Annotated in this window: 5 protein-coding genes and 1 pseudogene; 2 read left to right on the top strand and 4 right to left on the bottom strand. The window is 35.4% G+C overall.

The genetic code is table 11. From position 1 onward, the window contains the following. Positions 1–4,760: pseudogene (locus Q0912_RS03095) on the bottom strand (hypothetical protein); the annotation flags it as partial. 539 nt (positions 4,761–5,299) lie between these two features. On the opposite strand from Q0912_RS03095, the gene Q0912_RS03090 reads away from it, so the two are divergent. Further along, positions 5,300–6,889: a peptide chain release factor 3 gene (locus Q0912_RS03090; RefSeq protein WP_299111881.1), complete on the top strand. Its 1,590-nt coding sequence runs from the start codon at positions 5,300–5,302 to the stop codon at positions 6,887–6,889. Between the two features lie 140 nt (positions 6,890–7,029). After that, on the top strand, positions 7,030–7,260 hold the full coding sequence (locus Q0912_RS03085) for a (4Fe-4S)-binding protein (RefSeq protein ID WP_299111879.1): 231 nt from the start codon (positions 7,030–7,032) through the stop codon (positions 7,258–7,260). Positions 7,261–7,329: 69 nt separating this feature from the next. Here Q0912_RS03085 and Q0912_RS03080 read toward each other — a convergent pair whose 3' ends face one another. The 3 genes from Q0912_RS03080 to rpoB form a co-directional block, all read right to left on the bottom strand. Next, a complete protein-coding gene (locus Q0912_RS03080; RefSeq protein WP_299111877.1) occupies positions 7,330–7,647 on the bottom strand; it encodes a DUF3467 domain-containing protein in 318 nt (105 codons plus the stop codon). 132 nt (positions 7,648–7,779) lie between these two features. After that, positions 7,780–12,081 (bottom strand): DNA-directed RNA polymerase subunit beta', encoded by a 4,302-nt coding sequence (gene rpoC / locus Q0912_RS03075; protein ID WP_299111875.1) that lies wholly within the window; start codon positions 12,079–12,081, stop codon positions 7,780–7,782. A gap of 68 nt (positions 12,082–12,149) precedes the next feature. Continuing rightward, positions 12,150–15,962, bottom strand: a complete 3,813-nt coding sequence (gene rpoB, locus Q0912_RS03070; RefSeq protein WP_299111873.1) for a DNA-directed RNA polymerase subunit beta — start codon at positions 15,960–15,962, stop codon at positions 12,150–12,152. Positions 15,963–16,036 lie beyond the last annotated feature (74 nt).

Here is a 16,036-nt window from a genome sequence, read left to right as displayed (position 1 = left end):
GTAATAATATCTCCTACGGTAGCTATACCATCTGCACCTAAGTCTAAACTACTGGTCTTCTCAATAGCGATGCTTGGACAATTTATACTAATTAGAGTAATAGGATTATTAGACACTGCTAAACAAGTTGGTGTTGACTGATATCTTACAGCTGGTGTGTATGTTGCAGGCGGTAAGTTATTAAACACATTTGAGGTTTGCCATGGTCCTGCTGCACCATTTATACTATATTCTATTGTCCCCCCTCCATTATCTGTCGCATCTATTGTTATTGAACCAAGGTTTGTAGGGCAAGTCGGTTGCACAAAACTTGTAGTAGTCTCAATAGTTGGTGGTGGTGTTAAAAAAGATGGGTCGTACATTACAAATACCTTACCATCACCACCATCACCAGATGATGAATTTCTAAATCTTATTCTAAATCCATAGATATCATCACCAGATGGAACAAAAGCCGTTAAAGGGTAAATGCTCGCTTCTATATTTTCACCTGGGAAATTTACTGGATCTGCTTGTACGCCTGTATCAATATAAGTAGCTACAGATGTGGTTCTTATTGTACCTATTGGGTTGCCAGTAGCATCTAAAGCTTGAATTCTGTATGAAATATTACCATCTCTTTCAGTAGCAACCATATATCTATTAGCAGCTGCTGTTATTGGAGCATCATATCTTATATCCACAAAATCTCCTGGCTCTATACCTGGAGCGACGACCCCGTCAGTTGAAAGGTAATTAGTTAAATCTCTATCAGAATATACTGTTAAAAGTTCTGGATCAAATACAGTTGGGCCATCTGTAATATTTGAACCTAATGTACCCATATCATATAAATATTGATTTGCGGCAGCTACATTAGCAAATGAATAACTAACGGTAGAAGGAATATAAAAATCTGTAAATGGATTAGCTTCACCAGATACAGTAATGGAATTTAGTACCGCTCCTGCTGCTCCACCTGTTCCTGTAATATTGAATATAACATCTGAAGCCATTAATGGTGTTGTAGGGTTTCCTGCTGGAATGGCATCTCCACAAGCATCATCACTACATTCTGTAGGTGCTGTAAAAACAGCTGAATCCGTAAGTGAACATGTAGGTGCATCAGAAAATGCAGCAGTTAAAGAGATGTCATTACCGCTAGCTGAAAAAACGATGTCGTTAAATACATGAGGTGAAGTTAAACCTACCACAGATATTGATGATGAACCATCTCCAGTTAAATCTAAAGTACCAGTTGCCGGTGCTCCATCAAAAGTTACTGTTATATCAGCTGTAAACGTATCATCTGTTATATCGTTCGGTGTACCATTATTGTTACATGCTGTAATATCAGATGCTGTAATTGCAGTAATATTAAAGTCTGAATCTTCTAACGTAATTGGGGTAATAGAAACTGCCAAACACGTAGGTGTTGACTGATATCTTACAGCTGGTGTATATGTTGCAGGCGGTAAGTTATTAAACACATTTGAGGCTTGCCATGGTCCTGCTGCACCATTTATACTATATTCTATTGTCCCTCCTCCATTATCTGTCGCATCTATTGTTATTGAACCGAGGTTTGTAGGGCAAGTCGGTTGCACAAAACTTGTAGTAACCTCAATAGTTGGTGGTGGTGTTAAAAAGGCTGAATCATATAATATAAATACTTTTCCATCACCAGCTTCACCAGATGATGAATTTCTAAACCTTATTCTGAATCCATAGATGTCATCACCAGATGGAACAAACGCCGTTAAAGGATAAATGCTCGCTTCTATATTTTCACCTGGGAAATTTACTGGATCTACCTGTACACCAGTATCTATGTAAGTTGCTACTGATGTCGTTCTTTCCGTTCCAATTGGATTACCCGCTGCATCTAAAGCTTGAATTCTGTATGAAATATTACCATCTCTTTCAGTCGCCATCATATATCTGTTAGCAGCAGCTGTTATTGGAGCATCATATCGTATTAACACAAAATCACCTGGTACAATTCCTGGTGCTACACTATTATCGGCCGAAAAATAATTTGTTAATTCTTTATTCGAGTATGATTCTAATAACTCAGCATCAAATATGGCTGGATTATCGTTAATATTAGAACCCAATACTCCCATATTGTATATATACTGATTTGTTTGGGCTGGAATTGCGAATTGGTATTCTACCGTGGATGGCACGTATAATTCTGTAAAAGGATTAGGTTCACCTGAAATACTAATAGAATTCAATAAAGCCCCTGCAACACCACCTGTTCCGACAATGTCGAAAGTGACATCTGCAGACATTAATGGAGCCGTTGGAGTACCTATAGGTATTACGTCAGGACAAACATCATCACTACATTCATACAGCGCAGTAAATACATTTGAGTTATTTAATGTACATGATCCATCAGTTGAGAATGTTGCTGTTAGGTCTATTGATCCTCCATCAGCTGGCAATACTACATCAACAAAAGTATGAGGTGATGTTAACCCAACTACAGAAACTGAAGCAGTTCCGTCACCAGTTAAATCTAGAGTTCCTGTAGCTGGTGCTCCAATAAAGGTTACTGTAATATCTGCTGTAAATGTATCGTCTGTAAAATCACTTGGCGTACTATTATCGTCACAGGCATCTATATTAGATGAACTAATTGCTGTAATATTACAAGGTGGAGGGTTGACGTTTAGAGTTGCGCACTCAACAATTTCACACAAATTATTAGTATTTATAATTTCCACGCAATACTGATTACCGTTTAGACTAAAATCTGTTACTATATCTAAACTTGCAGTATTTACGCCTGAATATGTAGCGTCATTTGATAATGCAATACCTCCTGAAACGGGATCTCCCAAATACCATTGATAACTGAAACCTGTAGCAACAGTAGTTGCCGAAGGATCTGTAAAATCAGGTGTAGTATTTGGCAAAGTACCTGTGTAAACCGAAGTAGTATTAATAGTTACACCTGTTACACTAAAAGTTGCCGTATCACCAGAATCTTCAGTTTGATTAGCTGGTGAAGTGTAGTTAACCTGAGTAGCCAATATTTCATCACTTGAATATCCATCATAACCATCTGTAATACTACCGCCAGTTGTTACTTGACCAAAAGTATTGAAACCATCACCGTCTAATGCACCATCATTATTATTATCGGCCCCTCCAGATTCTATGGAATCATAACAACCATCATTATCACTATCTAAATCCTGAAAATCAGGAGTTCCATCACCATCTGTATCATAAACATCATTTACACCATCTCCATTTGTATCTACAAATACAGGTGCACCTGGGTCACTTTGATCTAAATAATTTGGTATACCATCACCGTCTGCATCTAAAGAAGGATCTATACCTGTTCCACCATCTTCGACTGAATCCAAAATACCGTCATTATCTGAATCTAGATCACACAAATCGGGAATACCATCATTTGTACCTAAATCATTATCTGTATTAATTGTTTCTACTAAGTTGTAATATGTTATTATACCACCATTACTACCAGGCTGAGCATTATGAGAATTTCCAATATTTGGAGCATTATTATGTACACCTGCACTTCCTCCTGAAAGAGATACGCTAATCCCTGCTGGTAATGAAGATAAATTGTGTAAGAGTACTCCTCCACCTCCACCTCCACCTGGACCATGAATAACACCTGTATTTAAGCTTTGACCATCACCACCGGTGACATCAACATTTAAATTACCAGAATATGCTTTTATATCAAAGGCAACTGAACCACCAGCTCCTCCTCCTCCACCGCCGTCAATTCCTGTAGCGGTAGCAGTTGCATCTATACCAGATACATTTATTGTGTTATTATTTCCGACTAAAGTAGTAGCTCTTATAACCACGATACCTCCTCCATTGGAAGCAGTAGCTGAATTACCAGATGTTACAAAACCTGCACCACCTGCACCCCCAAAGAAAACTCTGTTTTGATTACTAATAAATGGAGCAAGTGCATTTCCTCCAACACCACCAGCAGTTACACCATTTACATCACACCATCTATCACCGCCGATACCTCCAGCTCCAAAATTAGCACCTCCACCACCTCCAGAATCTCCAGAAACACCAGCTCCTCCACCATTCGCTAAAGGTGACCTACCCTTTTGATTAGCAATGCCAGGTATAGCTACACCACCTCCTTTAAACCAACTGTCAGTGTTTGCAACCCCTAAGTTGTATTGAACATTAGGACTAATAGAACAGTTATCTGGTGAGCCATTAGAAGTCATCTCAACACCAATATAACCAGCGCCTGATGCATTAACATTGGCATTTAACGTCAAAGTACCCTCTACAAATAATGCTATAATACCTCCTTCACCAGTAATAGGATCCCATGGTAATGCTTGCAGCTCGGAAGTAACGTTGACATCACCTGCATAATTAGGTACTCTAACCAATTGTATTAAACCAGAAGCATCATAAGTGTTCTTTAATGGTGCTGATGGAAAAATTGTATTTCCAGAAATACCACCAATATCAAAAAATTCATAATTTCCCGCATTTCCTAAACTAAGAATATCACCACCTGTTGATGTGTTAGTTTGATCTACAATAGATCCTTTTAATTGAACGATTAAAACTTTATCCCCAACTGAAAAAGCTGAAGCATCTGCAACATCAATAGAATTTATACACGCCGGATTAGTATCACATGTGCCACAACCAGGATTAGTAATACTAGTTACTGACTCATAATCATTAATAATACCACCAATATTGGTTTGCGCTTGTACATTACAAAAAAGTAATGTTACCATAAGCAGCAAAGCAAATTTTACAATCTTAAAGTTAAACGAGAATCGGGTAGAGATTTCCATAATATTATATAGTTGATGTATAATTCAATTTATTAGAGTATTATCAATAACATAAATCATCGATAAAATGCAAATATATTCGTTAAAATGTAAAAAACAAATTTTAAAGTAAGAATCTTAGTACTAAAAAACCCTAGAGTCCATTGTTAAGGCTTCTTAAATGATAAAAGTGACCAAATATTGATTATAGATACTTATCTATATAAAAAGAAGAGATTTGCTATTAATCAACTTCATCTGTTGAAAGTAAACTATTGATTTGGGACAATTATGCATAGTAAAATCTTGTACTAATATTTTTACTAACTTATAATTGCCGGTAAATTACTCACAGAAATCTTAATTGAATTAAAAAATCGATGAATTGACAAATTCTTCTATATAAGATTTAAATAAGGGATTATAAATCAACATTATTTATAATTAATGGAAGATAATGTTAGCGTTTATTTTAATTTTGCAATTCTCAAAAAACAACAATGAGTTTTAAAACAGAAATTAATAGAAGACGTACGTTTGGTATTATATCGCATCCAGATGCTGGTAAAACAACATTAACCGAAAAATTACTTTTGTTTGGTGGCGCCATACAAGAAGCTGGTGCTGTAAAAAGTAATAAAATAAAGAAAGGCGCAACAAGCGACTTTATGGAAATAGAACGTCAGCGTGGTATCTCTGTAGCAACCTCAGTTTTAGCTTTTGAGTACAATGGCATTAAGATTAATATATTGGACACGCCTGGTCATAAAGATTTTGCTGAAGATACTTTTAGGACTTTAACGGCTGTAGATAGCGTTATCGTGGTTATTGATGTAGCAAAAGGTGTTGAGGAACAAACCGAAAAATTGGTTGAAGTATGTAGAATGCGTAACATCCCCATGATTGTCTTTATCAATAAACTAGACCGAGAAGGTAAAGATGCCTTTGATCTTTTAGATGAAGTTGAACAAAAACTAGGACTAAAAGTTACTCCGTTAAGCTTTCCTATTGGTATGGGATATGATTTTAAAGGCATTTATAATATTTGGGAAAAAAATGTAAACCTGTTTAGCGGAGATAGTAAACAGCATGTCAATGATACTATTGAAATTTCGGATTTAAATTCTGAAGAGCTGGATCAATTAGTCGGTAATAACGCTGCACAAACCTTAAGAGATGAAATAGAACTTGTGGAGGGCATTTACCCTGAGTTTAATAAAGATAGCTACTTAAATGGTGGCTTACAGCCTGTTTTCTTTGGATCCGCTTTAAATAATTTTGGAGTAAGAGAATTATTAGATTGTTTTATTGAAATTGCACCTAAACCTAGACCTAAAGAAAGTGAAGAGCGTCTGGTAAAACCCGAAGAAGAAAAGTTTACTGGTTTTGTTTTTAAGATTCATGCCAACATGGATCCAAATCATAGAAATAGATTAGCTTTTGTTAAAATTGTGTCAGGTGAATTTAAACGAAATACCCCTTACCTACATGTAAGGCATAATAAAAAATTAAAGTTTTCGAGCCCTAATGCATTCTTTGCTGAAAAGAAAGAGATTGTAGACATATCTTACCCAGGAGATATCGTGGGTCTACAGGATACCGGAAATTTTAAAATTGGAGATACTCTCACAGAAGGAGAAATCATAAATTATAAAGGTGTGCCAAGCTTTTCACCCGAACACTTTAGATATATCAATAATGCTGACCCAATGAAAGCAAAGCAATTGTACAAAGGTATTGACCAGCTCATGGATGAAGGTGTTGCACAATTATTTACACTTGATTATAATGGAAGAAAAGTTATTGGTACGGTTGGTGCATTACAATACGAAGTTATTCAATATCGATTAGAGCATGAGTATGGCGCAAAATGTACTTACGAAAATCTAAATGTACATAAAGCTTGTTGGGTGCAAACTGATAACGAAAAAAGTGACGAATACAAAGAGTTTCTTAGAGTTAAACAACGTTATTTGGCAAAAGACAAACAAAATCAGTTGGTATTTTTAGCTGACTCTATGTTTTCATTACAAATGACACAACAAAAATACCCTAGTATTATGTTCCATATGACTTCAGAATTTGAATAATTTTATGTGTATTTCATCGAATCGCTTTAAAAAAACATACGTTTTATCGATAAAATTTGATTTTTATCGATAAAATATTTAATGTTGATATTCAATATCTAATTTCAGAATAAGATTAACCCCAAACTAATCTACTTATTATGGATGTAAATGCAAACATTTTCAGTAATGAAGATATTACTGTTACCTACGAACCTCGTTGTTGCGCAAATGCAGGTATTTGTGCTAGACAACTCTCAGAAGTATTTAGAAATTCAGTTATTCCATGGATTGATTTAGATGGAGCACATACAGATTCTATAATAAATCAAATCAATAAATGTCCTTCAGGTGCGCTTAAGTATCATTTAAATCAAAAGGATGTAGCCTAATTTACTACATCTGGTATTGGACCGCATAAAAAACCCTTGAATTATAATAAATTCAAAGGGTTTTGTTTTTTAAGCCTGGCCAGTAGGGCCAAAATTTAATGGAATTGGTGGTTGCTCGTAATCCTTGATTTCTCCGTGAGCTTTCTCAAAACGAGTGACATTATCCCCTAATGCTTTTAATAAACGTTTTGCATGTTGTGGTGTTAATATAATTCGGGACTTAACCTTACTTTTTGGAGTACCAGGCATAATGCTTACAAAGTCCACTACAAACTCAGAGACTGAATGGTTGATAATTGCTAAGTTTGAATAAGTGCCTTCGGCCACTTTTTCGTCTAACTCTATGTTTATTTGCCCTTTTTTAGGATTCTTATTTTCGTCTGCCATCTTAAACTTATTTAAGCTTTCATAAAAATGAAAGTGTGATTATTTATTTTTTAAATTTAAAAAGCCTTCAAACAAATTAATGCGTGAAGGCTTTTATTTTATAGATTCCTGCCTTCGCAGGAATGATTAATTCTAATTGAAATTCATCTCTTCTTTAGCTTTCATCATCTCATCAAACTCTTCTTTAGAACCAACAATAATACTATCGTACTCTCTTACACCAGTACCTGCTGGTATTCTATGACCTACGATTACATTTTCTTTTAGTCCTTCAAGCGTATCTACCTTACCATTTACAGCTGCTTCATTAAGAACCTTTGTGGTTTCCTGGAACGATGCTGCAGAAATAAATGACTTAGTCTGTAATGACGCTCTAGTAATACCTTGTAAGATTGGAGTAGCTGTCGCAGGACTAGCATCTCTAGCTGATACAAGATTTTTGTCCTCTCTTCTAAGAATTGAATTTTCATCTCTAAGCTGTCTTACTGTTATGATTTGACCAGATTTTAAATTCTCAGAATCCCCAGCGTCTTCAACCACCTTCATTCCGAAAATCTTATCATTTTCTTCTATGAAATCTGATTTATGAACTAATTGGTTTTCTAAGAAAATAGTATCTCCAGAATCCATAATTTTAACTTTACGCATCATCTGTCTTACAACAACTTCGAAGTGCTTATCATTGATTTTTACACCTTGCAAACGATATACTTCTTGTACCTCATTAACTAAATATTGCTGTACTGCAGAAGGGCCTTTAATATTTAAGATATCATTAGGTGTAATAGAGCCATCTGATAATGGCATACCAGCTTTTACATAATCATTCTCCTGCACAAGGATTTGATTAGATAATTTTACTAAGTATTTTTTAATCTCACCTAATTTAGATTCTATAATAATCTCACGATTACCACGCTTAATCTTACCAAACGATACCACACCATCAATCTCACTAACAACAGCTGGATTAGATGGGTTACGTGCTTCAAATAATTCCGTTACACGAGGAAGACCACCTGTAATATCACCTGCTTTTGCAGATTTACGAGGAATCTTAACTAAGATCTTACCTATATCAATTTTATCACCATCATCAATCATTATGTGTGCGCCAACTGGCAAGTTATAAGAACGAATCGTTTCTCCTTTATTGTCTTCAATCAATAAAGTAGGAATCAATTTCTTGTTTCTAGATTCAGAAATTACTTTCTCTTGGAAACCTGTTTGTTCATCAATCTCTACTTGATAAGTGACACCTTGTTCAATGTTTTCATACTTTACCTTACCTGCAAATTCTGAAATAATTACACCATTATATGGATCCCATTGACAAATCACATCACCTTTTTTCACTTTTGCTCCTGGTTTCATAAAAATATGAGAACCATAAGGAATATTATTTGTACTTAAAACTATTCCTGTCGTAGCATCAACTAATTTTAGTTCTGAAGTTCTAGAAATTACAACATCAACTTCTTTTCCTTCACCATCTTTAGTCTTTACTGTTTTAAGATCTTCTATTTCAGCAACACCATCAAACTTAACAGTTAGTTTATTTTCCTCAGAAATGTTACTTGCAATACCACCAACGTGGAATGTACGTAATGTTAACTGCGTACCTGGCTCACCAATAGATTGGGCAGCAACTACACCTACAGCTTCACCGCGTTGTACCATTTTACCAGTAGCAAGGTTACGTCCATAACATTTTACACAGATACCTTTTTTGGCTTCACAAGTTAATGGAGAACGTACTTCGATACTCTCTAGTGCAGAATCACCAATCTTCTTAGCTATAATATCATCTATATGACCACCAGCTTCCACGATTAATTCTTCTGTGTGTGGATCATAAACATCGTTAAGTGATGTTCTACCAACAATTCTAGCTTCAAGTTTTTCTACAATTTCTTCGTTTTTCTTAAGAGCAGAAACCTCGATTCCTCTTAGTGTACCACAATCTTCTTGATATACGATTACATCTTGAGATACATCTACCAAACGACGTGTCAAATAACCAGCATCTGCTGTTTTAAGTGCTGTATCTGCAAGTCCTTTACGTGCACCGTGTGTAGAAATAAAGTATTCTAAAATTGAAAGCCCTTCCTTAAAGTTAGAAAGAATTGGATTTTCAATAATCTCACCTCCAGCAGCTGTAGACTTTTTAGGTTTTGCCATTAATCCACGCATACCTGTTAGCTGACGAATCTGTTCTTTAGACCCACGAGCACCAGAATCTAACATCATAAATACGGAGTTAAATCCTTGTTGGTCTTCTCTAATACGTTTCATTGATAATTCTGTCAACTCGGCATTAGTAGATGTCCAAATATCAATAACCTTATTATAACGTTCGTTATTTGTAATAAGTCCCATATTATAGTTACCAATAGCAACGTCAACCTCCTTATTAGCAGCTTGAATCATAGTATGCTTCTCCTCTGGAATAATGATATCACCTAAACTAAATGATAAACCGCCTTGGAATGCAAACTTATATCCTAAAGTTTTAATCTCATCTAAGAACTCAGCTGTTTCTGGTACAGAAGTTACTTTTAGTATATTACCAATAATATCTCTTAAAGATTTTTTGGTTAATACTTCATTGACATAACCTGCAATTTCTGGCACTTTTTCATTAAAGAGTACACGACCTACAGTTGTTTCAATAATTTGAGTCGTTAACTCACCTTCATCATTGAAATCTTTAGTTCTAACTTTTATACCAGCATTAAGATCTACTTGTTTCTCATTGTAAGCAATTAGTACTTCATCTGGTGAATAGAATGTTAAACCTTCACCTTTAACAGGTGCCTCTTTAGTCGATTTTCTGTGCTTGGTCATATAATATAAACCAAGAACCATATCCTGAGATGGTACAGTAACAGGAGAACCATTTGCTGGGTTCAGAATATTATGTGATGCTAACATTAAAAGTTGAGCTTCCAAAATTGCTTCTGGCCCTAATGGTAAATGTACAGCCATTTGATCCCCATCGAAATCGGCATTAAAAGCCGTACATACTAATGGGTGTAACTGAATTGCTTTACCTTCGATAAGCTTAGGTTGAAATGCCTGAATACCTAGTCTGTGTAATGTAGGAGCACGATTTAAAAGTACTGGATGTCCTTTTAAAACATTTTCTAAAATATCCCAAACTACAGGTTCTTTTCTATCTATAATTTTCTTTGCAGATTTTACAGTTTTTACAATCCCTCTCTCTATTAACTTTCTAATAATGAATGGCTTGTAAAGTTCAGCTGCCATATTCTTTGGCAATCCACATTCGAATAATTTTAATTCTGGTCCAACAACAATCACAGAACGTGCAGAATAATCAACACGCTTACCTAATAAGTTTTGACGAAAACGCCCTTGCTTACCTTTAAGTGAATCTGATAATGATTTTAATGGTCTGTTAGAATCTGTTTTTACTGCAGATGACTTACGTGTGTTATCAAATAATGAATCTACCGATTCTTGTAACATACGCTTCTCATTACGTAAAATTACTTCTGGTGCTTTTATCTCAACCAATCTTTTAAGACGATTGTTACGGATAATAACACGACGGTACAAATCATTTAAATCTGATGTTGCAAAACGACCACCATCTAAAGGTACTAAAGGCCTTAATTCTGGTGGAATTACAGGAACAGCCTTCATAATCATCCATTCTGGTCTGTTCTCTCTGTTTTCGTTAGATTCTCTAAACGCTTCAACAACTTGTAAACGCTTTAAAGCTTCTGTTTTACGTTGTTTAGACGTTTCATTGTTTGCTTTATGTCTTAAATCATAAGATAATTGATCTAAATCAATTCTTGACAATAATTCAATTAAACACTCGGCACCCATTTTAGCAATAAATTTATTTGGGTCTGAATCTTCTAAATATTGGTTTTCTTGTGGAAGTGTTTCAAGAATAGTTAAATATTCTTCCTCTGTTAAGAAATCCATTTTTTGAATTGGTTCACCTTCAGCATTTACAGCAGTACCTGGTTGAATAACCACATAACGTTCGTAATAGATAATCATATCTAATTTCTTAGATGGTAATCCAAGAAGGTAACCTATTTTGTTCGGTAACGAACGGAAGTACCAAATGTGAGCCACAGGTACAACTAAGTTGATATGTCCTACACGATCTCTACGTACTTTCTTTTCTGTTACTTCTACACCACAACGGTCACAAACAATACCCTTGTAACGTATTCTTTTATATTTACCACAAGCACACTCAAAATCCTTTACAGGACCAAAAATACGCTCACAGAACAAACCATCACGTTCTGGTTTGTGAGTTCGATAATTAATAGTTTCTGGCTTTAATACTTCGCCTCGAGATGCTGCTAAAACAGATTCAGGAGATGCTAAACCGATAGAAATTTTGTTAAATTTCTGAATTGTATTCTTATCTTGTCTTCTTGCCATGTTTTTATAGTCTTGAGTCTTTGGTCTTTAGTCGATAGAAAATTATCGACTAAAGACTACAGACTATTTTATTCTTCTAATCTAATATCTAATCCTAAACCTTTCAATTCGTGCATAAGTACGTTGAATGATTCTGGTAGTCCTGGTTCTGGCATTGGCTCTCCCTTAACGATAGCTTCGTAAGTTTTTGCTCTACCAATAACATCATCTGATTTTACAGTTAAGATCTCACGTAAGGTACTTGATGCTCCATAAGCTTCGAGTGCCCATACCTCCATTTCACCAAAACGCTGACCACCAAATTGTGCTTTACCACCTAGTGGTTGTTGCGTTATCAATGAGTAAGGTCCAATAGAACGTGCGTGCATTTTATCGTCAATCATGTGACCAAGCTTAATCATATAAATGACACCGACCGTTGCTGGTTGATCAAAACGATCTCCAGTTCCACCATCATATAAATAGGTATGACCAAATCTTGGAATACCTGCTTCATCTGTATAAGAATTGATTTGGTCTAATGTAGCACCATCAAAAATTGGTGTTGCATACGTTCTACCTAAATCTTTTCCTGCCCAGCCTAATACGGTTTCATAAATCTGACCAATGTTCATACGAGATGGTACACCAAGTGGGTTTAATACAATATCTACTGGAGTTCCATCTTCTAAGAATGGCATATCTTCTTGACGAACAATACGTGCCACAATACCTTTGTTACCATGGCGACCCGCCATCTTATCACCAACTTTAAGTTTACGTTTTTTAGCTATATAAACTTTAGCTAGTTTGATAATACCAGCTGGTAACTCATCACCAACCGAAATAGTAAACTTCTCGCGTCTTAATGATCCTTGAAGATCATTTTCTTTAATCTTATAGTTATGTATTAAATCTGCAACAAGCTCATTAGTCTTATCATCGGTTGTCCACTTACCAGATGTTAAATGCGTATAGTCATCTACAGCATTTAACATTTTTAAAGTATACTTCTTTCCTTTTGGTATAATTTCTTCACCAAGATCATTATAGATACCTTGAGCAGTTTTTCCGTTTACGATAGCAAATAGTTTTTCAACTAATACAGATTGTAAATCGTCAAAACGCTTATCGTAAGCATCTTCTAATCGCTCTATATCTTCTTTATCTTGTGCTCTCTTACGCTTATCCTTAACAGCTCTTGCGAATAATTTCTTATCAATCACAACACCATTTAATGATGGAGACGCTTTTAAAGATGCATCCTTTACGTCACCTGCTTTGTCACCAAAGATAGCACGAAGTAATTTTTCTTCTGGGGTTGGATCAGATTCACCTTTAGGGGTAATCTTACCAATTAAGATATCACCTGGTTTAATTTCTGCACCAATGCGAATCATACCATGTTCATCTAAATCTTTAGTTGCTTCTTCAGAAACATTAGGAATATCATTAGTTAACTCCTCGTTGCCTAATTTTGTATCTCTAACTTCTAATGAATACTCATCAATATGAATGGATGTAAAGATATCATCGCGCACCACTTTTTCTGAAATTACAATCGCATCCTCAAAGTTATACCCCTTCCAAGGCATAAAGGCTACTTTCATATTTCTACCAAGTGCTAATTCCCCATTTTGTGTTGCATAACCTTCACAAAGTACTTGGCCTTTAGTGACTTTATCACCTTTCTCAACGATAGGTTTTAAGTTGATAGATGTTCCTTGGTTTGTTTTTCTAAACTTAACTAAAGGATATTCTTTAGTATCGCTATCGAAACTTACCATAGCTTCATCTTCAGTACGCTCGTACTTAATAACAATTTTGTCAGCATCTACATATTCAACAATACCACCACCTTCTGCATTAATTAATACTCTGGAGTCTGATGCTACCTGACGTTCTAAACCAGTACCAACGATTGGTGCTTCTGGACGTAATAAAGGAACTGCCTGACGCATCATGTTAGATCCCATCAATGCACGGTTGGCATCATCATGCTCCAAGAATGGAATCAACGATGCAGAAATCGATGCTATTTGGTTTGGTGCTACATCTGTATAATTTACATTTGTAGGCTCAATTACTGGGAAATCACCTTCTTGACGTGCAATTACTTTTTCGTGCTGAATTTTTCCTTTATCATCAACTTCAACAGTAGCTTGCGCTATCATTTGCTCTTCTTCTTCTTCAGCACTTAAATATGTAGGAGCATTTTTAATATCTACAACACCTTCTTCAACTTTTCGATACGGAGTTTCAATGAATCCCATAGAATTCACTTTTGCAAATACAGATAAAGATGAAATTAAACCAATATTTGGTCCTTCAGGTGTTTCTATAGGACATAAGCGTCCGTAATGTGTATAATGTACATCACGTACCTCGAAGCCAGCTCTTTCTCTAGATAAACCACCAGGTCCTAAAGCCGACAAACGACGTTTATGTGTTATCTCAGCAAGTGGATTGGTTTGATCCATAAATTGAGATAACTGATTTGTTCCAAAGAATGAATTAATTACAGAAGATAAGGTCTTCGCATTAATCAAATCAATTGGAGTAAATACTTCGTTATCACGTACATTCATACGTTCACGAATCGTACGCGCCATACGTGCTAAACCAACACCAAACTGAGTTGATAACTGCTCACCTACTGTACGTACACGACGGTTAGATAAGTGATCGATATCATCAATCTCTGCTTTAGAATTGATTAGCTCTATTAAGTATTTAATAATTGTTATAATATCTTCTTTGGTCAATACTTGCTTGTCCATTCCGATATCTAACTGTAATTTCTTATTCATTCTGTAACGACCTACTTCACCTAAAGAGTAACGTTGGTCAGAAAAGAATAACTTATCTATTATTCCACGTGCTGTTTCCTCATCTGGCGGTTCAGCATTACGTAATTGACGATAGATATGTTCAACAGCTTCTTTTTCGGAGTTTGTTGGATCTTTCTGTAATGTGTTATGGATAATTGCGTAATCTCCTTGCTGCGCACTTTCTTTGTGTAAAAGAATTGTTTTTACTTCAGCTTCAAGAATTTCTTCAATATTTTCTTTATCTATAATTGTGTCACGGTCTAACACAATTTCATTACGCTCAATAGATACAACCTCACCTGTATCTTCATCAACGAAATCTTCGTGCCATGTATTAAGTACACGTGCAGCTAGTTTACGCCCAATTACTTTTTTTAATCCAGATTTAGAAACTTTCACCTCTTCAGCAAGATCAAAAATTTCTAAAATATCTTTATCACGTTCAAATCCGATAGCACGGAAAAGTGTTGTAACCGGTAATTTTTTCTTTCTATCAATATAAGCGTACATAACGCTATTGATGTCCGTAGCAAATTCTATCCAAGATCCTTTAAAAGGAATTACTCTTGCAGAATATAGTTTTGTTCCATTAGCATGGAATGACTGGCTAAAGAATACGCCAGGTGATCTATGCAATTGAGAGACAACTACTCGCTCTGCTCCATTGATACAAAACGTACCGCTAGGTGTCATATAAGGTATTGTGCCTAAGTATACATCTTGAACGATTGTTTCGAAATCTTCATGCTCAGGATCGGTACAATACAATTTCAATCTTGCTTTTAAAGGCACGCTATATGTTAACCCTCTTTCAATACATTCTTCTATAGAGTATCTTGGAGGATCAATAAAGTAATCTAAAAATTCTAATACGAATTGATTACGTGTATCTGTAATTGGGAAGTTCTCCATGAAGGTGTTATATAACCCTTCTGCTCCTCTTTCTTCTGACTTTGTTTCTAATTGGAAAAAATCCTGAAAGGATTTTATTTGGATATCCAAAAAGTCTGGGTAATCTGTTCTATTTACAATAGAAGAGAAATTAATTCTTTCAGCCTTTTTTGCTAACATTGATGAACGAGATATTAATTAAATAAAAACTAAAATATGTATATAACGTTTATATACACAAAAGGGTTTAGGTC

It is taken from the genome of uncultured Winogradskyella sp. (genome assembly GCF_947498345.1).
In the GTDB taxonomy this organism is placed as follows: Bacteria; Bacteroidota; Bacteroidia; order Flavobacteriales; family Flavobacteriaceae; genus Winogradskyella.
This window is presented reverse-complemented; position numbering and strand designations above follow the sequence as displayed.

Coding starts and splice junctions, on each gene's coding strand:
- rpoC (WP_299111875.1), bottom strand. CDS start 12,081: ATGGCAAGAAGACAAGATAAGAATACAATTCAGAAATTTAACAAAATT.
- Q0912_RS03090 (WP_299111881.1), top strand. CDS start 5,300: ATGAGTTTTAAAACAGAAATTAATAGAAGACGTACGTTTGGTATTATA.
- rpoB (WP_299111873.1), bottom strand. CDS start 15,962: ATGTTAGCAAAAAAGGCTGAAAGAATTAATTTCTCTTCTATTGTAAAT.
- Q0912_RS03080 (WP_299111877.1), bottom strand. CDS start 7,647: ATGGCAGACGAAAATAAGAATCCTAAAAAAGGGCAAATAAACATAGAG.
- Q0912_RS03085 (WP_299111879.1), top strand. CDS start 7,030: ATGGATGTAAATGCAAACATTTTCAGTAATGAAGATATTACTGTTACC.